The following is a 25,765-nucleotide window of genomic DNA, read 5'->3' as shown; positions in this document are numbered from 1 at the left end:
GAAGAGTGCCACGCCGAACAATCCGCCCAACCCCCGGGATTCCCAGGGCAGGCGGGCTGGGCAGGGGATGGATCACCCGTAGGCCTGCCAATTTTTGTCACTGACGCTGACGGTTTTCGTCCTCCATCGCGCAGTCGCCAGCTCCGGAAGCGGCGGGTAGGATTCCGGCTCCGTGACGTTCACCTACGCGCCGGGCTGGGCCGAGCCCCTCTTCATCCTCTTCCTGTTCATCCTCGGCCTGTGTTTCGGCTCGTTCCTCAATGTCGTCATCGCGCGGGTGCCGGAGGGCCTGAGCATCGTGCGGCCCGGCTCCCGCTGCCCGAAGTGCGGGCACGTGCTCGCCTGGTACGAGAACATCCCCGTCCTGTCGTGGCTGGGGCTGCGCGGGAAGTGCCGCGGCTGCGGCATGCCCATCTCCCCGCGCTACGTCCTGGTGGAGCTGCTCACGGGGCTGTTGTTCCTCGCGTGCCTCAAGCGCTTCGACTGGACCTATGAGCTGGTGCCCGCGCTGGTGCTGGTGTTCCTGCTGGTGCCCCTCACCTTCATCGACCTGGAACATTGGATCCTCCCGTTCTCCCTGACGCTGCCGGGCATCGCCGCCGGCGTGCTGCTGGCCATTCCCCAGGGCGAGGGCGCGGTGGGGCAGGCGGTGCTGGGCGCCGCGGTGGGCTTCCTCGGCTTCCGGCTGATGGAGTACGTGGGCTGGCGCGCCTTCAAGCGCGAGGCGCTGGGCGGCGGGGACAAGTTCCTCGTCGCGCTGCTGGGCGCGTTCCTGGGCTGGCATGCGCTGTTGGGCATCCTCTTCTTCTCGTCGCTGCAGGGCTCCATCGTGGGCGTGGCGCTCCTGGTCCTCACGGGAAGGGCGGGCCCTCGCGGCGCGCCGGAGGCGGAAGCCACGCCTGCCGCTCCCACCCAGGCTCCCCAGGACCCCCAGGCCGACGCGCCTCTCACTCCGTCCGAGGGGGCTCCGGCGGAAGCTCCGAAGGTGGAAGAAGGGGAGCCCGAGCCCACGATGACGTGGGACTTCACGAAGCCCGGCCTGCCCCTGTGGAAGCGGGTCGTTCTCGTCCCCTGGTGCCTGCTCTTCCAGCCCATCCCGGACGCGCAACTGGACGAAACGGGTGAGGAGGAGGAGTGGGTCCCCGGGCCCACCAACATCCCCTTCGGCCCGTGGCTGGCCCTGGCGGGGTTGGAGGTGATGCTCCTGGGGCCTTTGCTCGCGCGCGTGCTGCCCCTGGACGTGGCGCTGATGCTCGGGGGGACGCGGTGAAGAACCCCGCGCCGGTGCGGGGATGAAGTGGCGCATCGCCAGCGTGGCGTTCCTCCTGGGCTCGCTGTCCACGGGGCTGTCGTGGCTGACCCTGCAGCCGGTGCTCATCCGCCTGCTGGACACGGCGCGCAGGCTGGCGCTGCCGGGGTCGCTGGACATGGAGAGCCTGGCGCGGATCCGCGCCTTCTTGCCGCTGGCGCTGGGCCTGGATCTGCTGGTGCTGACGGTCCTGGCCTATGGCGTGCTGGACCTGGCGGTGGGCCGACCGCTGCGCGCCATGGAGAAGTCCGTGGAGCAGCTGGGCCGGCTGCAACTGGACGTGCCGCTTCCCGAGCAGGGCGGGCCATTCCTGTCGCGCATCCAGCGCGAACTGCGGCGCATGGCGGAGGCGCTGCGCCAGGAGCAGGCCCTCACCCGCGCGCAACTGGAGGCGCTGCGCGAGGCCAACGCCCGGCTCGCGCGGGCACAGACGGAGCTCGTCGCCTCCGAGCGGCTGGCCACGGTGGGCAAGCTGGCGGCGGGCGTGGCGCACGAGGTGGGCAATCCGCTCGCGGGCATCCTGGGCTACCTCTCACTGGCGCGCTCCAGGGCGCGGGAGCCGGAGCTGACGGACTTCCTGGAGCGCATCGACCACGAGGTGCTCCGCATCGACCGCATCGTGCGGGGGCTGCTGGACCTGGGCCGTCCGGCCAGCACCCAGCCCGGGCCGGTGGACGTGGGGCAGGTGGTGGAGACGTGCGTGCGGCTGGTGCGCGCCGGGCCGGAGCTGGACCGGGTGGACGTGACCCTGGAGGTGACGCCCGGCCTGCTGGCCCGCGCGGATCCAGGCCCGCTGTCGCAGATCCTCATCAACCTGCTGCTCAACGCGGCCCAGGCCATGGGGGGCGAGGGGCGCGTGCGCATCTCCACCCGGCGTGAGGACGCGCTGCTGCTGGTGGAGGTGGAGGACAGCGGCCCGGGCCTGTCGCCGGAGGTGCGCGCGCGCCTCTTCGAGCCGTTCTTCACCACCAAGGGCCGGCAGGGCACGGGCCTGGGACTCGCGGTGTCCCTGAATCTGGCCCAGGGCATGGGCGGCCGGCTGGACGCGCGCGACGGAGCGGGCGGCGGCGCGTGCTTCCGGCTGTCGCTGCCAGCGGCCTGACGGCGGGGCCGGACGGCATATGATGGGCATCCCCCATGCCCCTCTTCCGCACCATCCTCGTCGCCGACGACGAGCCGTCCATCCGCCACATCCTCACCCTGGTGCTCACCGACAAGGGCTATGACGTGCGCGCCGTCGCCGACGGGGACGAGGCCCTGCGCGAGCTGTCCACTCGCGCGTATGACGTCCTGGTGACGGACGTGCGCATGCCCAAGCGCGACGGGCTGTCGGTGCTCCGGGCGGCGCTCGCGGAGCAACCGGGCCTCACCGTGGTGGTGATGAGCGCGTACGGCTCCCAGGAGCAGGCGCTGGAGGCGGTGCAGGCGGGCGCCTACGACTACGTCCAGAAGCCCTTCAAGCCGGAGGAGATCGTCCTCGTCCTGCGCAAGGCGGAGGAGCGCGAGCGGCTGGTCCGCGAGAACCGCCGGCTGCACGAGGCCCGGCTCCCTGGCGCCTCCGGGGGCCACATCCTGGGGCACAGCGCCTCGCTCCATGCGGTGCTCAAGCAGGTGGCGCGCGTGGCGCCCGTGGACACCACCGTGCTCATCTCCGGGGAGAGCGGCACGGGCAAGGAGCTCATCGCGCGCGAGCTGCACGGAAAGAGCCGCCGCGCCGCCATGCCCTTCGTCGCCGTCAACTGCGGCGCCATCCCCCACGGCCTGCTGGAGAGCGAGCTGTTCGGCCATGCGAAGGGCGCCTTCACCGACGCGCGCACCGCCCGCCGGGGCCTGTTCGCGGAGGCCGACGGCGGCACGCTCTTCCTCGACGAGGTGGGCGAACTGCCCCTGGGCGCGCAGGTGAAGCTGCTGCGCGTGCTGCAGGAGGGGGAGATCCGCCCGGTGGGCGAAAGTCGCGTGGAGCGCGTGGACGTGCGCGTGGTGGCCGCCACGCTGCGCGACCTGGGCAAACTGGTGACCCAGGGCGACTTCCGCGAGGACCTCTATTACCGCCTCAACGTCGTGAACCTCACCCTGCCGCCCTTGCGCGAGCGCCGCGAGGACATCCCGCTGCTCGCCCACGCCTTCATCCAGCGCTTCAACCGCGACCTCAACCGCGAGCCACCGGTGGAGGGATTGACCCCGGAGGCGGAGGCCCTGATGACGGCCTACGCCTGGCCGGGCAACGTGCGCGAACTGGAGAACGCCATGGAGCGCGCGGTGCTGCTCGCGGAAGGCACCCACGTCGCGCCCGGCAGCCTTCCGGAAAAGCTGTGGGCGGCTTCCGCACCCGCCCCGGCCGGGACGGCTGCGCCGCTACAGGCCGGGAGCGACCTGTCACTCAAGCGCGCCATCCGGGAACTGGAGGAGTCCTACATCCGGGCAGCGCTGCGGCGCACGAAGGGCAACCGCACCCGGGCGGCGGAGGTGTTGGACATCAGCCACCGGGCGCTCCTCTACAAGATCAAGGAGTACGGCATCGATCCGGACGCGGAGGGCTCCCGGGCCTGAGGGGTGGGGAGACGCCCGGCGGGCAACCCTTGAGGAATCCTCCGGCGCCATTTGACGGAACGCCGCCGGGGCCGGAAAATCGGGCCTCCGCGATGGTGGGCCAGGGGGCGCGCGGTCGTGGCGGACTTTCACGGCGCTCTCCCGTCCGCAGGGCGGCCGGGCGCCAAGCACTTTTTAGGAGGGGTATCAAGCCGGTGCTACGCTGGCGCCCTCTCCGATGGAGTTACGCATGGCGAAGGGCAAACTGGCACTCGGGCTGGATATCGGGTCGACGTCGATCAAGATGATCATGCTCAAGGAGCAGCGCAAGCGCGGTGAAGTCGGCTACGCGCTCCAGAGCTTCGGAATGAAGCCGCTGCCTCCCGAGGCCATCGTGGACGGCGCGTTGATGAACTCCACGGCCATCGTCCAGGCCGTCCAGGAGCTGATGTCCGAGCTGAAGGTCAAGGGCAAGGACGTCGCCATCGGCGTGTCCGGCCACTCGGTCATCATCAAGAAGATCCAGATGCCCCGCATGAGCCAGGAAGAGCTCGAGGAGAGCATCCAGTGGGAGGCGGAGCAGTACATCCCCTTCGACGTGAAGGACGTGAACATCGACACGCAGATCCTGGACGGCGGCGGCAACGACGCCACCGGCCAGATGGACGTGCTGCTCGTCGCCGCCAAGAAGGACATGATCAACGACTACACCACCGTGGTCTCCGAGGCGGGCCTCGCTCCGGTGGTGGTGGACGTGGACGCGTTCGCCGTCCAGAACATGTTCTCCACGAACTACGAGCTGCCGGACAAGGAGACCGTCGTCCTCATCAACGCCGGCGCCTCCGTGGTGAACATCAACATCATCGCCAACGGCGTCACCGTCTTCACCCGTGACGTGACCATCGGCGGCAACCAGTTCACCGAAGAGATCCAGAAGCAGCTCAACGTCTCCTACGAGGAGGCGGAGGCGCTGAAGATCGGTGGCAACCGCGCGGACGCGGACGCCGTCGTGCCGCAGGACGTGGAGCGCGTGCTCTCCAGCGTGGCGGAGCAGGTGGCCGGTGAAATCCAGCGCTCGCTGGACTTCTACGCGGGCACCGCCGCGGACTCGAACTTCACCAAGGTCTACCTGTCCGGCGGCACCGCGAAGATCCCCGCGCTGTTCAAGACCATCGAGGCGCGTACCGGCGTGCCGGTGGAGATCCTCAACCCGTTCCGGAAGATCGAAGTGGACAACCGCAAGTTCGACCCCGCGTTCATCATGGACGTGGCGCCCATGGCCGCGGTGGCAGTGGGACTGGCGCTCCGGCGCCCGGGCGACAAGCTGGGCTGATACCGCTCTGGCCACGAGGAAATCACGAACATGATGATCCGAATCAACCTGCTGCCCGTCCGGGCGGTGAAGAAGCGGGAGATGGGCCAGCAGATCCTGGCCCTCTACGCCGCGGTCCTGATCGCCGCGGTGGCGGGTAACTACTTCTGGTACGCGGACCGCGACGGCGAACTGCAGCGCGCCAACCAGGGCATCACCCAGACGCGCGCGAAGATCGCGGAGCTGGAGAAGGTCATCGGCGAGGTGACCAACATCAACGCCCGCAAGACGGAAGTGGAGAAGAAGCTCGCGGTGCTGGACACGCTGCGCAAGGGCCGCAACGGGCCGGTGCGCATGCTGGACGCGCTCTCCTCGTCCATCCCCAAGAAGGTCTGGCTCAAGAACTTCTCGGAGGTGTCCAACAAGGTCACCATCGACGGTTCGGCCGTCAGCCACGACGAGGTCGCGGAGCTGATGCGCGGTCTGGGCAGCATGGTGTGGACGCCCAAGGGCATGGGGCGCCTGGTGGATCAGGGCCGCACGGCCAGCAAGACGTCGCGCGTGGAGCTCTTCAACACGGAGACCGCCGTCGTGGAGGAGTTCTCCGCGAATGAAATCAAGCCCTTCTTCGGCAACGTCGAACTGAGCAACGCCGTGCAGACCCGGCCCACCGTTGCCAACGGGCCGACGGTCGTCGACTTCAAGCTCACCCTCACCGCCAACTACGCCATCTGATTGGCGGCGAAGGACCCCTGTCATGGAAAAATATCTGGATCAACTCGCGAAGGCCCCCCCCGCGGCGAAGTTCGGCGGGCTCGCGGCCATCGTCGTCGTCTTGACCGTGGGCAACTTCTTCTCCTTCATCCAGCCCACGGAGGAGAACATCGCCCGCCGCGCGACGGAGCGCCGGAAGCTGGACCAGGAGCTCGCGGAGAAGAGCGAGATCGCCCAGAACCTCAACGAGCGCCGCCGTGAGATGGACGTGCTCGAGCAGAAGCTGGCGGAGGCCCTCACGGAGCTGCCGGAGCGGCGCGACATGGAAGAGCTGCTCGCGCAGATCAACGACATCGGCAAGAAGTCCGGTCTGGAGATCGCCCGCGTGGAGCCCGGCAAGGAGTACGTCGAGGGCAACGAGTTCTTCGCGCGCATCCCCATCCGGATGACGGTGAGCGGCAACTACCACGAGATCGCCATGTTCCTGCAGGAGATGGCGAACATGCGCCGCATCGTGAACGTCAACAACATCAAGCTCGATGGCGCGACCCTGAAGAACGAGAAGGTCGTCCTCCAGAGCACCTTCCTGGCGACGACGTTCCGGTTCGTCGACACGAAGGGCGCGAAGAGCACCGACAAGAAGAAGAGCAACTAGAAACTTGATCCGCCCGGCAACAAGGGCGACAAGGGATGACGCGGATGAAGACGTTCAAGTCCACGATGACCGTTGCGGTGATGGCGCTGACCCTGTCCGCTTGTGAGGACACGCCCAAGGCCCCACCCCCTGCTCCCCCCAAGGCCGCCGCCCCCGCGCCGGCCCCAGTGGCGGAGAAGACCGAGGCGTCGGCGGCGCCAATGTTCGTCTACACCTACAGTCCGGTGGGCAAGCGGGATCCATTCCGCAGTCCTCTGGAGGAGCTCGGGCCGGTGGCGCGTGACGCACCGGAGCGGGCCTGCAATGAACCCCTGTGCGTGTTCGACCTCGACCAGCTCAAGCTGGTGGCGGTCGTCACGGGGGATGCCAGCCCACTGGCGATGGTCGAGGACCCCCTGGGTCGCGGCCACATCGTCCGGCGCAACACCCGCGTGGGGCGCCAGGGCGGCAAGGTCACACAGATTCTACGGGACTCGGTCACCGTCACCGAGGTCTTCACGGGCGCCAAGGGCGAGCTCATCAGCAATCCGGTGAGTCTCCAGCTCAAGGCGGATGGTGTGAAGGACCCCGCCTACAACCTGATGACGGGCAAGAACTGGGAGTAGCGCCCCACGGCGCGCCCGCGGGCAGTCGTCGCCCGCATCCAACTTGTTGAGGGGACGCATGCTCGAGCAGAGCGCTGTGACGAGGGGCAAGTGGATCATGGCGACCGCATGGGCGGTCGTCCTGGCAAGCGCCAAGGTGTACGGCGCGGATCTCAATACGCTGAGGGACCTGCAGGTGTCCCGGACGGGAGCCGGTGCCCAGGTCGTGGTGACCGGGACCCGGCCGCCCACCTTCACCGTCTTCCGGCTCAGTGGGCCGGAGCGGCTGGTGGTGGACCTGTCGTCCGCGGATGCCACCGGCATCAAGGGGCACCATGACGGCACCGGTCCGGTGTCCGGCGTGGTGGCCGCCCAGTTCTCCGACGCGCGCGCCAGCGTGGGCCGCGTGCTGGTGGCGCTCGACCAGGCCTCCCAGTACGACGTCCGCGCGGAAGGCAACCGCGTGGTCATCTCCGTGGACGGCTCTCCGGTGGCCCCCGCCGCCGCGACCGCCCAGGCTCCGGCTGAAGCGAAGCCGGCCGAGCCCGCGCCGAAGGCCGAGCCCGTGCAGGCGGTCGCCGCCGCGCCGGTGAAGGCCGCGCCCGCGCCCGTGGTGGAGGCGATGGTGGCGGTGGTGCCGGAGGAGGGGACGTCCTCCAAGGCCGCCCCGTCCCAGGCGCCGGGCCGTGAGAACGTCGTCGCCACGGAGGCGGATGAGCGCGAGGTGGCCCACCCGGCCCAGCGCATCACCCGGCTGTCCCTGGAAGGCGAGTCGCTGCGCGTCGCCGCCGACGGCGAGATCGCCCGCTTCGAGGTCCTGGAGCTGGTGGACCCGCCGCGCCTGGCCGTGGACGTGTACGGCGTGGGTCTGAGCGCGAAGGCGCCCAAGGTGAAGGGCAACCTGCTCAAGGACGTGCGCGTGGGCGCCCACGAGGACAAGGTGCGCCTGGTGCTCGTGGCCAAGGGCGACATGCCCGCCTACCGCGTGGACCGCGCCGAGCGTGGCCTGGAAGTCGTGCTGGGAAGCGCGGTGGCTCGCAAGTCCAAGCCCTCGCAGCCGCGTGACGCGGTGGCGGAGACGGAGCCCCTGCGCCCGCAGCCCCTGCCCGTGCAGGAGTCGGCGAAGCCGCAGCCCGCGGTGGCGCAGGCCGCGCCGCAGCTGGCGGTGGTGGAGGTCAAGGACCTGTCCTTCGACGAGAGCCCGTCGGGCGGCCGCGTGCAGCTGAAGCTGTCCGGCGCGACGGCGTGGAAGGTGGACCGGCCGGATCCGCGCAGCGCGGTGCTGACGCTGGAGAACGCGCGGCTGCCCAAGAAGCTGGAGCGCAGCCTGGACACCAGCGCGCTGGACACGCCGGTGAAGATGATCAGCGCCTTCAGCGTGCCGGGTGAGGGCCGCAAGGTTCGCCTGGTGGTCGCCGCGGACGGCGCCATCGAGGAGAACGTCACCCAGGGCGCCAACAGCCTGAGCTGGCGGCTGGACGTGCAGGGCGTGAAGACGGAGGAGGTGGCCGTCACCCAGCGCACCGCCGGCTTCACGGCGGAGGCCCCGGCGTACGCGGCGGAGGGCGCGCCCCAGCAGGCGCGCTACCGTGGCAAGCGCGTGTCCTTCGAGTTCAAGGACATCGACATCCAGAACCTGCTGCGCGTCATCGCGGAGATCTCCAAGCGCAATATCGTCGTGGCCGATGACGTGGGCGGCCGCGTGACCATCCGCCTGCGCAACGTGCCCTGGGACCAGGCGCTGGACCTCATCCTGCGCACCAAGCAACTGGGCCAGGAGCAGGTGGGCAACATCATCCGCATCGCGCCGCTGAAGACCCTGGAAGAGGAGGCGCGGCTGCGCCAGGAGCGCAAGAAGTCGCTGCAGCAGCAGGAGGACCTGCTGGTCAGCCTGGTGCCGGTGAACTACGCGGTGGCCAACGACATGTCGTCGCGCGTGAAGGACGTGCTCAGCGACCGTGGCACGGTGACGGTGGATGTGCGCACCAACGTGCTCATCATCAAGGACATCCGCTCCAACACGGAGAAGGCGCGCGCCCTGGTGCGCAGCCTGGATACCCAGACGCCGCAGGTTCTCATCGAGAGCCGCATCGTGGAGGCGAGCACCAACTTCAGCCGCAACCTGGGCGTGCAGTGGGGCGGTCAGACGCGTCTGTCGGCCGCGTCCGGCAACCCGACCGGCCTCATCTTCCCCAGCACCGTCGGTGTCACGGGCGGCGCGGGTGGCACGGCCCCGGGCGTTCCGGCCCAGCCGAACTTCGCGGTGAACCTGCCGGCGGCGGTGGGTGCGGGCGTCGGTGGCGCCATGGGCTTCGCCTTCGGCTCCGCGGGCGGCGCCGTGCAGCTCAACCTGCGCCTGTCCGCTGCGGAGTCCGAGGGCACGGTGAAGACCATCTCGTCGCCCAAGGTCACCACGCTGGACAACAACACGGCCCGCATCAGCCAGGGTCTGTCCATCCCGTTCAGCCAGACGTCGGCCGGCGGCGTGAACACGACCTTCGTGGAAGCGCGCCTGTCGCTGGAAGTCACGCCGCACATCACCCAGGACGGCAGCATCCTCATGTCCATCCAGGCGCAGAACAACCAGCCGGACCCGTCCAACACCGGTGCCAACGGCCAGCCGTCCATCCAGCGCAAGGAGGCCAACACCCAGGTCCTCGTGAAGGATGGCGACACCACGGTCATCGGCGGCATCTACGTGCGCCGCGGCAGCACCTCGGCTGAATCGGTGCCCTTCCTGTCGAAGATTCCCGTGCTCGGCTTCTTCTTCCGGAGCACCCTGGAGACGGATGAGCGGCAGGAACTGCTCATCTTCATCACGCCCCGCATCCTCAACCGGCAGACCATCGCGCAGAGCCTCTAACGGCCTCGCACCCTGATTGGGAGAGACATTCCAATGAAGCCCTTCCTCATCGCGGCGGCCCTGTCGCTCGGGCTCTGCTCGTGCTCCGAAAGCACCCCCGTCGTCCAGATCCTCCAGACCATCCAGCCGGACGAGTCCTGCTCGTTCAACGTCGGCGATACCGGCATCGCGAATGGTTCGCTCAACCTGGCCTACCGGAACGGGTACCTGCTGGGGCTCGTCGTCAAGTCGAACTACTCGAGCACTCCCATCGACGTGAACGGCGTTCCGTTGGAGCCGGAGACCGACATCGGAGGCTCCGCCACCGCCTTCGTGGACACGCTGAAGCTGTCCTACGCCTCGACGCCGAACATCAGCATCCCCGACGGCGAGGTTCCCTACTCGGCGACCATCAATCCCTCGTCGGACGCGAACCGGCTGGTGGTCAACCTGATGACCGCGGAAGCCGCGACGGCCTTGCGGGCCGCCCTGTCCGGGACCGCGACGGCCACGGTGCGGGTCACCGCGCAGTTCACGGGCAAGTTCGCGTCGGGCGGCAAGAAGTTCGAGTCGAACGAGATCGTCTTCGGCATCGATGTCGCCAATGGGGCCGGCTCGCTTCGGACCTGCGCGACGGGTGAGGCCCCCGAGGTCCCGGAGGGCCCTTGTGGTTCGGGTGCCGGCCAGGATGGTCAACTTCCCTCGTGCCAGCCCGGGCCCGCGGCCCCGATCGTCGGGGGCTAGATGGCCTTCCGCACGCACCTTGAAGCGGTGGTGAACCAGGTGGACGGAGCCCTCGCGTGCAGCGTGATGGGCTTCGACGGCATCTCCGTGGAGACGTTCCAAAAGGACGAAGCCACGGAGCTGGACGTCTCCGGCACCTGGGTGGAGTACGCCAACCTGCTCACGCAGTTGAAGAACGCGGCCGAATCCCTGAAGACGGGCACCGTCACCGAGGTGTCCGTCAACAGCGAGAAGGTCCTCACCGTGATGCGCATGCTGACGCCGGAATACTTCCTGGTGTTGGCCCTGCGCGCGGACGGGAACTTCGGCAAGGGGCGCTATGTCCTGCGCGTCACCGCGCCGCAGGTGAAGGCGGAGTTGTAGCCGCGCACGTCCGCTCGGGCAGGGGGCTTGTTGACCCTGCCCGGCGACGCAGCGTGCCTCCGCTTTCCCCTTTGCAGGAACCAGGGCATGGGCTAGACACCCCGGACTTTCGCCTTTACGTTCGTCCCAGGAGTCGGTCCCATGGCCGGGTATGTCGATACGTCTGAATTCCGCAATGGTTTGAAGATCTTGTGGGAGGACAAGCCGTACGTCATCGAGTACTTCCAGCACGTCAAGCCTGGGAAGGGCTCCTCCTTCACCCGCACCAAGATCCGCAGCCTGCTGGACGGTCGCGTCCTGGAGCCCACGCTGAAGTCCGGCGACAAGGTGGGCACCCCGGACATCGAGTCCAAGGACATGCAGTTCCTGTATGTCCAGGGCGACGAGTACCACTTCATGGAGAAGAAGACCTTCGAGCAGACCTTCCTGACCAAGGAAGGCCTCGGGGAGTCGGTCAACTTCCTGAAGGAGAGCCTCGACGTCGAGATCCTCTTCTGGAACGGCAAGGCCATCAACGTGACGCTGCCGAACTCCGTGGACCTCAAGGTCATCAAGTGCGACCCGGGCGTGCGCGGCGACACCGTGTCCGGCGCCCTGAAGCCCGCCACGCTAGAGACCGGCTACAGCGTCAACGTGCCCCTGTTCATCAACGAGGGCGACGTGCTGAAGATCGACACGCGTGAAGGTGGCAAGTACCTCACCCGCGTGGCCACTGGCGGCTGAGAGCAGCTTCCCTTCACCTGGCGACCCGGGAGGGGTCCGAATGGCAACGAAGCGCAAGGCAACCCGGCCGACCGTGTCCTCGGGCGCGGCCTCCGGGCGGGATGCGGGTACCACGTCGCTGGACGTGGAGGCCCTCCGGCAGATCGTCGAAATCCTGGAGGCCTCCGACGTCACCCGGTTGGTGTGGACGAAGGGCCCGGAGAAGCTCTACATCCGCCGCGGTCACGCGCCGGAGACGACCATCGTCCACCACACGGCGCCCTCGGGCCCCGGGGTGACGGTGTCGCCGCCGGTGGAGTACGCCGCTCCGGCCGCCCCGCGGATGGCGCCCGCCGCCGCGCCCGCGGCCGCCGCCACGGCGCCGGAGAAGCCCGCGGAGAAGCCGGGCCACCAGGTGACCAGCCCCTTCGTGGGGACGTTCTACCGGACCCCCGCGCCGGATCAGCCCCCGTTCGTGGACGTGGGCACGGTGGTGCGCAAGGGCCAGGTGCTCTGCATCGTGGAAGCGATGAAGTTGATGAACGAAATCGAGTCCGAGGTCTCCGGCCGCATCGCCGAAGTCCTCGTGGAGAACGGTCGCCCGGTGGAGTTCGGCCAGGCGCTGTTCCGCATCGAGCCGGCCTGAGTCTGCTGACCCGTCAGGCGCGTCCGGCCCTCTCCGGGCGGGACGCGCCCCAGGCCCTCGCGAAGGAGCACGGCCGTGTTCAAGAAGGTTCTGGTCGCCAACCGCGGGGAGATTGCCCTGCGGGTCATCCGCGCATGCCGTGAGCTGGGCATCGCCACCGTGGCGGTGCACTCCACTGCTGACGCCAACGCGCTGCACGTGCGCTTCGCGGACGAGGCCGTCTGCATCGGGCCGCCTCCGTCCAAGGAGAGCTACCTCAACGTGCCGCAGCTGCTCTCCGCGGCGGAGATCACCCGCGCGGACGCCATCCACCCGGGCTACGGCTTCCTGTCGGAGAACGCCGAGTTCGCGGAGGTCTGCGAGAACTGCAAGATCCGCTTCATTGGCCCGCGCCCGGAGATGCTGCGGCTGATGGGCAACAAGGTGCGCGCGCGCGCCGCGGCCCGCGAGGCCGGCCTGCCGTTGCTCCCGGGCAGCCCCGGCGTGGTGAAGGATCCGCGCGAGGCGGAGGCCTTCGCGAAGGAGATTGGCTTCCCGGTCATCCTGAAGGCGGCGGCGGGCGGTGGCGGCAAGGGCATGAAGATCGTCCGCGAGCCGGGTGTGCTCGCGCAGGCGTTCTCCACCGCGCAGGCGGAGGCCCTGGCCAGCTTCAACAACGGCGACCTCTACATCGAGCGGTACGTGGAGAAGCCGCGCCACATCGAGATTCAAATCGTCGCGGACGAGCACGGGAATGTCATCCACCTCAACGAGCGTGAGTGCTCCGTGCAGCGGCGGCACCAGAAGCTCATCGAGGAGAGCCCATCCCCCGCGCTCACGCCGGAGCTGCGCCAGCGCATGGGCGAGGTGTCCGTCGCCGCGATGCGGAAGATCCGCTACAACAACGTGGGCACCATCGAGTACCTGCTCGACGAGCGCGGCGAGTTCTACTTCATGGAGATGAACACGCGCATCCAGGTGGAGCACCCCGTGACGGAGTTGGTCATGGGCGTGGACCTGGTCCGTGAGCAGATCCGCATGGCCTACGGGCACCCCCTGCGCTTCAAGCAGGAAGACGTGCAGATACGCGGGCACGCCATCGAGTGCCGCGTGAACGCGGAGGACCCCGTCACCTTCGCTCCGTGGCCGGGCAAGATTACGGGCTACAGCGTGCCGGGTGGCTACGGCGTGCGCGTGGACTCCGCCGCGTACGAGAACTACACGGTGCTGCCGCACTACGACAGCCTGTTGTCCAAGCTCATCGTGCACGCGGAGGACCGCGAGACGGCCATCCGCCGCATGCAGCGCGCGCTCTCCGAGTACGTCGTGGAGGGCATCCGCACCAACATCCCGTTCCACCGGGCCGCACTGGCGGAGGAGTCCTTCCAGGAGGGCAACTACGACACCCGCTTCGTGGAGCGCCTGCTGGCGAGCGAGACGGGTTCGCGCCGGCTCAAGAAGGCCGTGGAAGAGACACCGTAGCGCCTTGCCGTGAAGGCGTGGAAAACCCGCCGGGCGTGCGAGCGTCCAGGCGGGTGATCCATCCCTGGGGGAGGGCAGGCTGTTTCTTGACCCGCATCGGAGGATTCCGTTAGCCTCCGATGCTCCCCCCCAGAGAAGGACTGAAACCCGCGAAGTTCCTCGGGGTTTCTGCCTGTCGGAAGCGCACGCTCGATGGACAAGAACAAGATCATCGAAGCCGCCGCGAAGCTGGTCGCGAAGGGCGCGTACGACAAAGCCATCAAGGAGTATCAGAAGGTCCTGGAGGTCGACCCGAAGGACATCCGGGTCCTCCAGAAGATGGGGGAGCTGTACCAGAAGAAGAACGACAACGCGCAGGCGGCGCACTTCTTCACCAAGGTCGCGGAGAGCTACTCCTCGGACGGCTTCTTCCTCAAGGCCGTCGCCCTCTACAAGCAGGTCCTCAAGCTCAATCCGAACCTGCTGGAGGTGAACCTCAAGCTGGCGGAGCTGCACCAGCAGCTGGGCTTGATGTCGGAGGCGATGGCGTACTTCCAGATCGTCGCCAACCACTACGACAAGGCGGGCGACACCAAGTCGAGCCTCGACACGCTGAAGAAGATGGTGGATCTCGACCCCGAGAACGTGGCGTCGAAGATCAAGCTCGCGGAGCTGTATGCGCGCGAGAACATGACGAAGGAAGCGGCGCAGGAGTTCAAGCGCGCCGCGGAGTACCTCAAGCGCAACGCTCGCGCGGATGACTGGCTTCGCGTCGCGGAGCGCCTCTCCGCGCTGGAGCCGGACAACCTCCCGCTCGCGAAGGAGCTGGCCGCGTCGTACCTGCAGCGCGGCGACCAGAAGCGCGCGCTCGCCAAGCTCCAGGTGTGCTTCAAGGCGGATGGTCGCGACGTGGAGACGCTGACGCTGCTGGCCCAGGCGTTCCAGGGGCTGGGCCAGATCTCCAAGACGGTGTCCGTCTACAAGGAGCTCGCGAAGATCCACCAGGAGCGCGGCCGCACCGCTGAGTCCGACGGCGTGTGGACGCAGATTGAGCTGCTGGATCCGCAGGATCCGGATCTGCTCGCGCGCCGGGGGCCCGTCGCCGAACCGGAGCCGGAGCCCGAGCCTGTCGCCGCGCACCACCCCGTGGAGGAGGCCGCGCCCGCGTGGAGCGCTCCCTCCGCCACGGTGCCTCCGATGTCCCGGCCCCTCCCCGTCGCGCCGCCCGCGGCCGTGGTGCCGCCTCCTCCTGCGGGGATGAGCCGCGAGCAGCTGGCCAAGCTGCTGACGGAGACGGACGTCTACGTGAAGTACGGGCTCCACGACAAAGCGCTGGAGCACCTGCGCAAGGTCTTCTCCGTGGATCCGGAGAACCTGGACGCGCACGAAAAGGCGTACCACATCTACGTGGCGGCCAATAACGGCGCGCAGGCGTCCGAGCAGCTGCTCAACGTGCTGCGCCTGTGCACGCGCCGCGCGGACGTGCAGCGCGCGCAGCCGTACCTGGCGACCATCCTCCAGGAGAACCCGGCGCATCCCGAGGTGCCCGCCTTCCTGTCCGTGCTCCGCGCGGAAGGGGGCTTCGTGGCGCCGGCGGCGACGCCGGGCGTGGAGTCGCTGGAGGAGGACGCCATCCTGGTGGACTCCAACGAGGACGAGATCCTCGTCGCGGAGCCACCGGAGGACGCGCTCGCGCAGCCCGGCGGTGACGAACTGGCGCTCGCGGCGCTGAGCCACGGTTCTGACTCGGACGAAATCGTCGACGACGAGGTCTCGGAGACCACGTTGAGCGGCGAGGAAGCCGTGATGGGCGAGCCCATCAGCTCCGCCGAGAACACCGTCTACGACCTGCCGCCGCAGGACGACCTGGTGATGGGGTCCGACGAGGACTCGCTGGTGCTCGCGGACGAGCCGGGCCTGGGCGATTCGGATGTCTCCGGAGGCTTGGACGACGAGCCGCTGGTCGCCCAGGACGACGCGCTGGCGTACGCGGCGGACGCGGGCGACGAGCCCATGGTGCTCGCGGACGAGCCGGGCGGCATGTCGCTGGGCGACGAGGAAGAGGCGCCGCCCACGCGCATCCTGTCCCCGTCGCGCGCGCTGCTGGAAGAGGCCGCGCCGAACACGCGCCAGTTGCCGACGCTGGGCGACAGCGACGACGACGAGGCCCTGGTCGAACCCGGCATGTCGCTGGGCGAGGACGACGACGCGCCCACGCGCGTGGGGCTCGCGCCCCTGGATGCGTCCGCGCTGGACGACGCGGGCCTGGACGAAAGCTTCGCAGCGCCGGCGGAAGAGCCCTCGTACACGGGCGACATGTCGCTGGGCGACGAGTACGAAGACGAGCCCACGGCCGCGCACATGGTGCTGCCGTCGCTGCAGGGGCTGTCCTACGACGAGCCGCAGGCCGAGGCGTTCGCGGACGAGCCGGAGCCGGAGCCCGAGGCCCTGGCGGATGAGCCGGAACCCGAGCCTGAGCCCGAGCCGGAAGCGGAGCCCGAGGAGGAGCCTGCCTCCGAGGAGTGCGACGAGGCGTCGTTCTTCCTCGACCAGGGACTGCTGGAAGAGGCGCGCGAAATCCTGGAGACGGTGGCCATCGCGTTCCCCGGCCACGTGCGCGCCGGCGAGCTGATGGCGCGGCTGGAGGAGATGGAGGCCGGCGGTGGCGCGGCCCCCGAGGACGACGCTCCCTCGGAGCCCCTGCACGTGCCTTCCGTGCAGCCGGTGACGGAGGCGTCGCTCGACGACGGCGCCGGTGGTGGCGATGCGTTCGACCTGGCGGCGCAGCTGGCCGGTGAGCTGGACGACCTGGGCGGTGAGTCGCTGGCGGCGGTGCCCCCGGCGGAAGAGGACTTCCAGTACTCGGTGGACGAGGTCTTCGCCGAGTTCAAGAAGGGCCTGGCCAAGGTGGTGAAGCCCGAGGACGTGGACACGCACTACGACCTGGGCATCGCCTACAAGGAAATGGGCCTGCTGGACGACGCCGTCCATGAGTTCGACGTGGCCCGCCAGGGCAGCGTGGGCACTCCGCGCGAGCTGGACTGCCTGACGATGATTGGCATGCTGCACACGCTGCGCGGCAAGCCGGAAGAGTCCGTGGCGGTGTTCAAGGAAGGCCTCTCCAACGTGCTCGCGACGGGCGAGGTGGCCAAGGCGCTGGGCTTCGAGCTGGCGAGCGCCTACGACGCGCTCAACGAGCAGGGCAAGGCGCTCTTCCACTTCCAGCGGGTGGCCGCCATGGACGCGAAATACCGCGACGTGGGGTCGCAGGTGACGCGGCTGTCGGCGCTGACCGCACCGGAGGAGGACCCGCTGCCTCGCGCCGGAAAGGGCCCGGCGACGCCGGTTCCCGCCGCGGGCGTGCCGAAGGCTCGTAAAGTAGGGTACGTGTAGCGCGTCCCCCCACGAGGCCCGGCGAGCGATGACGACCTACCTCGATTTCTTCGAACTCACCCAGGAGCCGTTCTCCAACGCTCCGGTGAGCCGCTTCTATTACAACTCCGCGCAGCACTCGCAGGCCCTCACGCGGCTGATGCACGCCGTGGGCTACATGAAGGGCCTGTCCATCCTCATTGGCGACATCGGCGCGGGCAAGACGACGCTCGCCCGGCGCATGCTCGACTCGCTTCCGGAGTCCGAGTACGAGGCCGCGCTGCTCGTCATCATCCACTCGGGCATCACCGCCCAGTGGCTCCTGCGCCGCATCGCGCTCCAGCTGGGCGTGGAGAACCCCGCGCAGGAGAAGCTGGCGCTCCTGTCGCAGCTCTACCAGCGCCTGCTGCAAATCTATGAGTCCGGCAAGAAGGCCGTCGTCCTCATCGACGAGGCGCAGATGCTGGAGACGCGCGAGCTCATGGAGGAGTTCCGGGGGCTGCTCAACCTGGAAGTTCCGGAGCGCAAGCTCATCTCCTTCGTCTTCTTCGGCCTGCCGGAGATTGAAAAGAACCTGAAGCTGGACCCGCCGCTCGCCCAGCGCGTGGCGCTCCGCTACAAGCTGGAGCCCTTCACGGCGGAGTCCACGGAGGCGTACGTGAAGCACCGGCTGCGGCTCGCCGGCTGCCCGCGCATGCCCTTCACGCCGGAGGCGCTGCTCGCCGTGCACGAGCACTCCGGCGGCACCCCGCGCGTCATCAACACCCTGTGCGACAACGCCCTCTTCGAGGCGTTCCTCGCGCGTTCGGAGACCATCGGCGCGGAGCTGGTGCACCGCATCGGCAACAACCTGGGGCTCCAGGGTGGCTCGGCTGCTTCCCAGGCAAGCGAGCGGGCGAGCGCGCCCGCCACCTCGCTGCCCCGGACGGCGAACACCAAAATCGACCTGGCGGAGATCGACCGCTACCTCGAGGGACTCGGTAAGCTCTAGCGGCTTGTCCCTCCCCAGCCGCAACAGTGCAGCGCGCAAGGCGCTCTTGTTGGTGCTCCTCGTGGTGTCGGGGAGCATCCTGCTGTTGCGTCAGCCGTTCACCTGGGACGCCGCCTGCACCCTGGCGCGCAGGCAGCTGCCGGACCTGCTGGGCGTGGGCATCGGCATCGGCCGGTGCGAGTTGGATCCGCTGGGCTCGCGCGTGGTGCTGCACGGCGTGTCGGTGTTCGCGCCGGGCAGGGACACGCCGCTGTTCGCCGCGGACGAGGCGGAGGTGGGGCTGGGCTTCCTGTCTCCGCTGTCCCGCCGCTTCATGCTGGGCCATGTGCGCGTGCGCCATCCGCGCGTGGCGCTGGATTTGTCCCGGCCCTCCTCGGCCCCTCCTTCCTCCGACGGGACGTGCCCGCTCACGCCGCTGACCCGCGTGGGCGTGGGGCGCGTGGACATCACCGGCGCGGAGGTGCGCCTCGCGCTGCCGGACGGGCGGGGCGTGGAGGTGGAGAACCTGGACGTGGGGTGGGTGGAGCACTGGGGCGTGATGGAGCTGGAGGTGGGCGCGCGGCGGGGCCTGGTGCGCCTGGGCGCGGGCGGCGGCGAGCTGACGCTGGGGCAGCTGGGCTTCACCGGCACGTTGGATCCGGACGAAGGGCTGCTGGACGTGGAGCGCGCGGAGGTGACGCTCGACGACATCACCGCCACGGTGTCCGGCCGCGTGGAGACGCTGTGTCATCCGGTGCTCGCGCTGGACGCGCAGGTGTTCCTGCCGCTGCGCACGCTGTCGCAGGCGAAGCTGTTGCCGCGTCCGGCCACGGGGCATTTGTGGACGCGCCTGTCCATCACCGGGAAGCCTTCCGCGCTCGCGGTGGGCGCGGACCTGTCCGCGAGCAACCTGGCCTATGAGCAGTACGGTCCGGTGAGCCTCAACGCGCGCCTGTCGTACGCGGGGGACCGCGTGCGCGTGGAGTCGCTGGAGGCCCCGCTGGGCTCCGGCAAGGTGAAGCTGTCAGGCGCGTTGAAGCTCACGCCGGAGCTGCCCGTGGACGTGACGCTCCAGACGGAGGACGCGTCCTTCGGGCGCATCCTGGAGCGCGCGGGCGTGGCGGGCTCCTGGGTGGACTTCCCCGCGACGGCGAACGCGCACCTCACCGGGACGCTGCTGCCCCGGCCGTCGTTGTCCGGGCCGTTGGACCTGCGCAGCGGCCGCTTCGTGCTGGCCACGCGCGCGTTCGACGCGCCGGTCAGCGCGGGCAAGACGCTGCTTACCTTCGAGCGGGGCCGCGCGCAGACGGCCGTGAAGCTGTCGGGGGACCGCGTGTCCTTCAGCCGCCTCACGGTGGAGTCAGGCCGCTCGCGCGTGCACGGCGACGTGACGCTCTACTTCGACACCGCGCGCGGCCTGGACATCCAGGGCAACGGCGAGCTGGAGCTGTCGGACTTCGGCCACATCGCGGAGCTGCCGTGGTCCGGGAAGGGCTCCGCGAACTACTCCATCGTGGGGCCGTACTCGGACGTGAAGGTGGACGCGAGCCTGTCCCTGCGCGACTTCACCTTCTGGGGCTTCGGCCTGGGCGTGACGCAGGCGAAGCTGTCGTACTCGAACGGGCTGCTGTCCTTCCCGTCGCTCACCGGCCAGAAGGGGCGCACGCAGTACTTCGGCAACGCGAAGCTCACCTTCGCGCGCCTGCTGCACCTGCGCCTGGATGTGACGGTGCCGCAGGGCCGCACCGAGGACCTGGTGGACCTGGTGGCGGGCCTGAGTCCGTCCATCGCCGTGGTGCAGGGCCAGTTCGCGGGCGCGGCTTCCGGGCGCGTCGAAATCGACAGTCCCCTGGAGAAGCTGGAGGGACTGGTGGCCTTCGACCTGCGCGACACCACGTACCTGGGCCGCCGGCTGGGCGCGGGCTCCGCGCGGCTGCGCTTCGTGGACGGCAAGGAGATGGTGCTGGAGCGCACCGTGCTGGATGGCCGGCTGGGGCGCACCTGGGTGGAGGGCTCCTTCGGCTTCACCGCGGGCGCGCTGGACTACCGCTTCGGTGGAGAGAACCTGTCGCTCGCGGAGGCCGTGGGGCAGGAGACCGCGGAGGAGATGGGCATCCAGGGCACGCTCGCGCTCGCGGGCACCGTGGCGGGTTCGGCGGACAAGCCCGACATCCAGGCCACGCTGAAGGGCCCGCGCATCACCTTCGCGTCGCGCGACCTGGGCGCCATGGACCTCACGCTGCGCCAGGAGGGCAAGCAGCTGCGCATCACCGGCCGCCCGTTCCGCGACGCGCAGGGCTACCTGAACATGACGGTGAAGGAGCCCTACCTCTTCGACTCCACCGTCGACCTGCTGCTGCCTGAAATCAAACCGCTGCTGCCGCAGGTGCCGGCGTTGGCGGGTGTCACCGGCATGCTCGCGGGGCGCGTGACGCTGCAGGGCCCGCTGTTGCAGCCGGAGGCCTACTCGGTGGGGGCGACCGTGCGGGAGCTGTCGCTCGCGCGGGGCGACCTGCGCGGCCGCAACCAGGGGCCCATCGTGCTGACGTACATCAACAACCGGCTGGACGTGCAGCCCTTCCGCTTCAGCGGCGCGTCGGTGGATTTCACGTTGGGCGGCTGGATGAGCCGGCGCGCCATCAACATGAGCCTGCGGGAGGGGCGCATGGACGTGCGGCTCCTGGAGCCGCTGTTGCCCGGCATGGAGCGCGTGGGCGGCCAGCTGCGCGTGGACGCGGAGGCCACCGGATCGATGGACGCGCCATCGGTGGTGGGCACCGCGGAGCTGTCCGACGTGCGCCTGTCCATGCGCGACCTGCCGCTCACCGTGCGCGGCATGTCCGGCCGTCTGGAGATGACGGGCCAGCGCGTGCTGTTGGAGCACCTGCAGGCCCAGGTCAACGAAGGTCAGGTGTCCGCGCGTGGCGACATCCGGCTGGAGCGCTTCGTGCCCAAGCGGCTGGCGCTGACGCTGCAACTGGATGCCGTGCCGTACCGGATGACGGAGGACCTGCCGCTCACCGTGTCCGGCCTGCTGCAGGTGGTGGGTCCGCCCACGGGGCCCACCGTCACGGGTGGGCTGGACATCATCAAGCTGCGCTACCAGAAGCCGCTCGACATCGAAGCGCTGCTCAAGACGATGCAGAAGAAGCCGAACCTCGCCGTGGGCGGTGGGGGCGAGCGCGCGAGGGACCCCTTCTTCACCTGGGACGTCAACGTGCACTTCGGCGACGTGCGCGTGGACAACAATCTGGCGAAGGCCCGGCTGCTGGGCGACGTGCGGCTGACCGGCACGGACGTGAAGCCGGGGCTCCTGGGCCGCGTGGAGGCGGCCGAGGGCAGCCAGGCGTTCTTCCGCAACAACCTCTTCACCATCGACCAGGGGCAGCTGGAGTTCCGCGACGCGTCCGGCATCGACCCGGTGTTCGAGGTCCAGGCGCAGACGTCCGTGCGCGAGTTCGTGGTGAAGCTGCATGCGTTCGGCCGGCCGGCCAACCCGCTGGTCGTGCTGTCCTCGGAGCCGGTGCTCACTGAGGGTGACATCCTGTCGCTGCTGACACTGGGTGTGACGAGCGCGGACAAGGACACGGCCGCGTCGGCGAGCTACGGTCTGGCGGCGGAGGCCCTCTTCAACGTGTCAGGACTGGACCGGCAGGTGCGCCGGTTCCTGCCCAGCAACCCCGTTCTCAGGGACTTGTCCCTGCAGATCTCCACCACCTACAACGACGCCACCCGGCAAGCGGAGCCGACCGCACAACTTGAGTCGAAGTTCCTGTCCGAGCAGCTTAAAATCGGGATGACCCAGCCAGTGAGTGGGCGAGGCACCCGGGCACGCGCTGAGTACCGCTTCGACGACCGTCTTTCCGCACAGGCCCAGTGGGACAACGAGAACAGCCAGGCGTCGTTCGGAAACCTCGGGCTCGAGCTGAAGCTGGGCTGGGAGGTCGAGTAGCCGCGCTGGCCGCGGTGGTGCTCCTCGTGTGCGCGCTGCCGGCCTTCGCCGCGCCCGTGGGCCACGACGATGACGCTCCGGATGTGGTGGCCGTGGAGCTGCACCTGCCGGAGGGCATGGCCCCGGACGGGCTTTCGGGCCTCGTCACCCTGCGCAAGGGACAGGCGCTGACGCCGGGCGCGGTGCGCAAGTCGGTGGAGCAGCTGTTCGCCACGGGGCGCTTCGCGGACGTGGTGGCGTTCACGCAGGAGGTACCGGGGGGCGTGCGGCTGGTGTTCAAGCTCACGCCGCTGCCGCTGCTGTCGCACGTGGCGGTGCGGGGCAACCAGGTCCTCACGTCCGGGGAGCTGCTGGAGGCGAGCGGGCTGCTCCAGGGCGGGCCGTTGGATCCAGAGGAGCTGGACACCGCGGCGGACGCCGTGCGCGAGGCCTACCAGCGCAAGGGCTACGACGCCGTCGACATCCAGGTGGAAGAGAGGCCGGTGCCCGCGGGCGGCGTGGCGGTGACGCTGGTGGTGGCGGAGGGCAAGCCCACCCGCGTGCGGCAGGTGACCTTCTCCGGCAGTCCCGCGCTGCCGCTGCCGCGACTGGTGGAGGCGCTGGGGATGAAGCCTGGGGAGGTCTTCGACCGGGCGAAGCTGGACGGTGGCCTGGAGCGGCTGCGCGTGCTCTTGCGCGAAGGCCAGCACTGGCGGGCCTGGGTGGGCACGCCCACCGTCGTCGTGGAGGACAGCGAGGCGTCCGTGGCGGTGCCGGTGTCCGCGGGGCCCGCGTTCCACCTGCGCTTCACGGGCAACCGCCGCTTCCCGGACTCGCTGCTGGCGCGCGTGGTGGCCTACGACGGCGAGGAGGCGATGGACGAGACCGTGGCGGCGCGTCTCGCGCGGCGGCTGGAGGCGTTCTACCGGCGGCGCGGCTTCCACGACGCGCGCGTGCGGTCGCTGGAGGTCATCCGGCCGGACGGCGAAGCGGCGGTGCTGGGCTTCCAGGTGGACGAGGGCGCTCCGCTGCGTGTGACGGACGTGCGCTTCCATGGCAACGCGGCGCTGTCCTCCGACGTGCTTCGCTCCATGCTCACCAACCAGGTGGCGGCGCTGGAGACGTGGCCGGAGCTGGACCTGCCCATGCGCGAGGACCCGCTGGAGACGGAGGGCCGCGATCGCCGCAACGACACGAGCATGATGTCTCCGCCAGACCCGTCCACGGTCTACGTGGAGGACACGTGGCTGGAGGCCGCGGACGCGATGACGACGGCCTACCGCGAGCAGGGCTTCGCGTCCGCGCAGGTGACCTTCCGGGGCCTCACGCTGGACCGGGTCCATCACACGGCGGACGCGGACTTCGACGTGGAGGAGGGGCCCCAGGCGTTGATCCGCGCGCCCATCTTCCTGGGCATCCCGCTGGAGGTGGATCCCGTCTGGGTGAACCTGCTCCTGCCCGTGGGGACGCCGCTGAGCTTCGAGAAGGTCGACCAGGCGCAGGCCGCGCTGGAGCGGGGACTGGGCCGCGAGGGCTATCTCTTCGCGCACGTGAGCAACTCGGTATCGGTGGAGGAGAACGGCACCTCCGCGCAGGTGACCTACCGCACGGACGCGGGGCCTCGCGTGCGAGTGGGGCAGGTGCTGCTCCAGGGGCTGACGCGCTCGGATCCGGACGTGGTGCTGGCGCAGCTGGACCTGAAGCCCGGCGCCCCGCTGTCGGTGGAGGCCTTGGCGGAGGCGCAGCGCCGGCTGTCGCGGCTGGGGCTGTTCCGCCAGGCGGAGGTGTCGCTGGCGGACCCCAACCGCCGCGAGGCTTCCAAGGACGTCCTGGTGACGGTGCAGGAGCGCCCGCGCATCGACGGCGAGGTGTCCGGCGGCTACTTCCTGGTGGACGGTCCGCGCATCACGCTGGACACGGCGTGGCGCAACCTGGATGGCCGGGGGCTCAACCTCCTGGCTCGCGGCAAGGTGAACTACGCGGGCGCGAGCGCGGAGGCGCTGTCGTCCTCGCGGCTTCCGGCCGGGTGCTCCACGGGAGAGCTGTCCGGCGAGGCGTGTACCTCCGACCTGGATGGCTTCAGCGGCCTGGGCGGGCGCGGCAACCTGGCGCTGTCCCAGCCCCGGCTGTCCTTCCTGGCGCCGCAGGAGATTGGCGCGCGGTTGGACCTGATTGGCGAGCGCGTGCACCGGCCGTCGTACCTGTCCACGCGGTTCGCGGCGGTGCTGGGCGCGGACTGGGCGCTGGCGTCGTGGGTGAACGTGTCGCTCCAGTACGAACTGGAGAACAACCGGCTGCGCTCGCGCGGAGGCGTGCTGGAGCTCATCAACCGCGCGGACCAGGAGCGCCTGCGCTACCCGTACGGCGACTTCGCGCTGCACTCGCTGCGCCCGTCCATGACGTTGGACTTCCGCGACGACCCGGCGAACCCGCGGCGCGGCATGGTGCTGAGCAGCAGCGTGGAGTTCATGCGCGGCATCAGCGTCCACCCCACGGACGTCGCGGGCAACCGCGTGCCGGAGTTCCCCATCGACGGCGTGAAGCTGTCCGGCAGCGTGAGCGCGTACGCGCCGCTGGGCCGCCGCGCGAGCGTGGCGGTGAGCGCGCGCGCGGGCACCATCGTGCCGCTGACGCAGGGGGCGCAGAACATCGGGTCCAAGCTGTTCTACCTGGGCGGCTCCTCCAGCCTCCGGGGCTTCCGCGAGGACGGCGTGCTGCCGCAGGACGTGCGCGAGGTGCTGCACCAGCGGCTGGCCGCGTGCCGCGCCGTGATTTCCCCCGCGGGCTGTCCGGACGACCTGAAGGCGGTGCTCGCCGGGCAGGTGCCCGCGAGCCAGGGCGGCGAGCTCTTCACGCTGGCCAAGGCGGAGCTGCGTGTGCCGGCCATCGCGGCGGTGGACCTGGGGCTCTTCTTCGAGGCGGGCAACCTGTGGCAGGACCGCACGCTGTTCGACCCGGGCGTGCTGCGCTACGCGGCGGGCGTGGGCCTGCGCTACGTGACGCCCGTGGGGCCGCTGGCCTTCGACGTGGGCTTCAACCTGGACCGCGACGAAGCGCTCAACGAGGCGCCCACGCAGTTCCACTTCAGCATCGGGACGTTCTGACCGGAGGCCCTTGCCCATGCGAACCCACCGTGCGCGCCGTGGAGTGGCCTGGGGCCTGGGGCTCTTGGGATGGCTCGCGCTCGCGTGTCAGCACGGACCGGACACGGCGGAGAAGGCGCCGCGTCCCGCGTGGATGCCTCCAGAGGGCACCTGTCCTCGCGGCGCGCAGCTCCAGATGGAGCGGCTGGGGCTGAAGGTGGGGGACCGCATCCCCGTCATCGTGGACAGCATCCAGGACCACCCGGGTCCGGCCCGGTACAACTACAGCTTCGTCATCGCGCTGCCGCAGGCGGAAGGGGAGGCGAAGCTGCCGGGAGCGCGCATCGGCGGGCGGCTCTACGTGACGAAGCACCGCGTGTTCGGCCGGTATGATCGCATCTTCACCCCGGAGAGCGGCGCCACGTCCGTGCCCTTCTGCGGCGTGCTGCTGGACACGCGCTGGGACCGGGACGGCGAAGGGCTCATCGCGTATCCCAGCCCCATGAAGGGCTTCTCCGTGGTGCAGGACAACACGGGCGTCATCCAGGTGGTGGACCGCTACCCGTGAG

General features: G+C 69.6%; 18 protein-coding genes. All 18 read left to right on the top strand.

Annotation, left to right across the window (positions count from 1 at the left end; genetic code table 11):
* Positions 1 to 172: 172 nt before the first annotated feature.
* The 18 genes from GTZ93_RS13075 to GTZ93_RS12990 all read left to right on the top strand — a co-directional run bounded on the left by GTZ93_RS13075 (position 173) and on the right by GTZ93_RS12990 (position 25,764).
* Entirely contained in the window at positions 173 to 1,270 is a 1,098-nt protein-coding gene (locus GTZ93_RS13075) for a prepilin peptidase (protein ID WP_139921313.1), read from the top strand.
* 22 nt (positions 1,271 to 1,292) lie between these two features.
* Complete coding sequence (locus tag GTZ93_RS13070; RefSeq protein WP_139921311.1) at positions 1,293 to 2,411, top strand: sensor histidine kinase; 1,119 nt, start codon at positions 1,293 to 1,295, stop codon at positions 2,409 to 2,411.
* Positions 2,412 to 2,446: 35 nt separating this feature from the next.
* Positions 2,447 to 3,859, top strand: a complete 1,413-nt coding sequence (locus GTZ93_RS13065) for a sigma-54-dependent transcriptional regulator (protein ID WP_139921309.1) — start codon at positions 2,447 to 2,449, stop codon at positions 3,857 to 3,859.
* 229 nt (positions 3,860 to 4,088) lie between these two features.
* Positions 4,089 to 5,171 carry a type IV pilus assembly protein PilM gene (pilM, locus tag GTZ93_RS13060; RefSeq protein WP_014399064.1) on the top strand — a complete coding sequence of 361 codons (1,083 nt, stop codon included), beginning with the start codon at positions 4,089 to 4,091 and terminating at the stop codon, positions 5,169 to 5,171.
* A gap of 30 nt (positions 5,172 to 5,201) precedes the next feature.
* A complete protein-coding gene (locus GTZ93_RS13055; protein WP_139921307.1) occupies positions 5,202 to 5,885 on the top strand; it encodes a PilN domain-containing protein in 684 nt (227 codons plus the stop codon).
* A gap of 22 nt (positions 5,886 to 5,907) precedes the next feature.
* The gene (locus GTZ93_RS13050) at positions 5,908 to 6,519 is read left to right on the top strand and encodes a type IV pilus inner membrane component PilO (protein WP_120580498.1); all 612 of its coding nucleotides are present in this window, start codon (positions 5,908 to 5,910) and stop codon (positions 6,517 to 6,519) included.
* 44 nt (positions 6,520 to 6,563) lie between these two features.
* Positions 6,564 to 7,124 (top strand): pilus assembly protein PilP, encoded by a 561-nt coding sequence (locus tag GTZ93_RS13045; protein WP_167548057.1) that lies wholly within the window; start codon positions 6,564 to 6,566, stop codon positions 7,122 to 7,124.
* 58 nt (positions 7,125 to 7,182) lie between these two features.
* Positions 7,183 to 9,966, top strand: a complete 2,784-nt coding sequence (gene pilQ / locus GTZ93_RS13040) for a type IV pilus secretin PilQ (protein ID WP_139921763.1) — start codon at positions 7,183 to 7,185, stop codon at positions 9,964 to 9,966.
* 33 nt (positions 9,967 to 9,999) lie between these two features.
* Positions 10,000 to 10,689 carry a putative periplasmic lipoprotein gene (locus GTZ93_RS13035; protein WP_139921761.1) on the top strand — a complete coding sequence of 230 codons (690 nt, stop codon included), beginning with the start codon at positions 10,000 to 10,002 and terminating at the stop codon, positions 10,687 to 10,689.
* Positions 10,690 to 11,052 carry a roadblock/LC7 domain-containing protein gene (locus GTZ93_RS13030; RefSeq protein ID WP_120566331.1) on the top strand — a complete coding sequence of 121 codons (363 nt, stop codon included), beginning with the start codon at positions 10,690 to 10,692 and terminating at the stop codon, positions 11,050 to 11,052.
* Between the two features lie 141 nt (positions 11,053 to 11,193).
* On the top strand, positions 11,194 to 11,775 hold the full coding sequence (efp, locus tag GTZ93_RS13025; RefSeq protein WP_120580679.1) for an elongation factor P: 582 nt from the start codon (positions 11,194 to 11,196) through the stop codon (positions 11,773 to 11,775).
* Between the two features lie 40 nt (positions 11,776 to 11,815).
* Positions 11,816 to 12,400, top strand: a complete 585-nt coding sequence (gene accB, locus GTZ93_RS13020) for an acetyl-CoA carboxylase biotin carboxyl carrier protein (RefSeq protein ID WP_139921759.1) — start codon at positions 11,816 to 11,818, stop codon at positions 12,398 to 12,400.
* A gap of 75 nt (positions 12,401 to 12,475) precedes the next feature.
* Positions 12,476 to 13,861: an acetyl-CoA carboxylase biotin carboxylase subunit gene (accC, locus tag GTZ93_RS13015; RefSeq protein WP_120580677.1), complete on the top strand. Its 1,386-nt coding sequence runs from the start codon at positions 12,476 to 12,478 to the stop codon at positions 13,859 to 13,861.
* Positions 13,862 to 14,053: 192 nt separating this feature from the next.
* The gene (gene sgmX, locus GTZ93_RS13010) at positions 14,054 to 17,233 is read left to right on the top strand and encodes a type IV pili formation protein SgmX (protein WP_139921757.1); all 3,180 of its coding nucleotides are present in this window, start codon (positions 14,054 to 14,056) and stop codon (positions 17,231 to 17,233) included.
* Positions 17,234 to 17,261: 28 nt separating this feature from the next.
* On the top strand, positions 17,262 to 18,203 hold the full coding sequence (locus GTZ93_RS13005) for an ExeA family protein (RefSeq protein WP_120580675.1): 942 nt from the start codon (positions 17,262 to 17,264) through the stop codon (positions 18,201 to 18,203).
* 4 nt (positions 18,204 to 18,207) lie between these two features.
* The gene (locus tag GTZ93_RS13000) at positions 18,208 to 22,134 is read left to right on the top strand and encodes a translocation/assembly module TamB domain-containing protein (RefSeq protein WP_161662793.1); all 3,927 of its coding nucleotides are present in this window, start codon (positions 18,208 to 18,210) and stop codon (positions 22,132 to 22,134) included.
* Between the two features lie 14 nt (positions 22,135 to 22,148).
* Positions 22,149 to 25,217, top strand: coding sequence for a POTRA domain-containing protein (locus GTZ93_RS12995; protein WP_139920680.1), 3,069 nt, complete (start codon positions 22,149 to 22,151; stop codon positions 25,215 to 25,217).
* Between the two features lie 16 nt (positions 25,218 to 25,233).
* A complete protein-coding gene (locus GTZ93_RS12990) occupies positions 25,234 to 25,764 on the top strand; it encodes a hypothetical protein (RefSeq protein WP_121760683.1) in 531 nt (176 codons plus the stop codon).
* The last annotated feature ends 1 nt before the right edge of the window (position 25,765 follow it).

Source organism: Corallococcus exiguus (genome assembly GCF_009909105.1).
In the GTDB taxonomy this organism is placed as follows: domain Bacteria; phylum Myxococcota; class Myxococcia; order Myxococcales; family Myxococcaceae; genus Corallococcus; species Corallococcus exiguus.
Note: the sequence above shows the minus strand (reverse complement) of the source record. Positions and strands in the feature narration are given on the sequence as shown.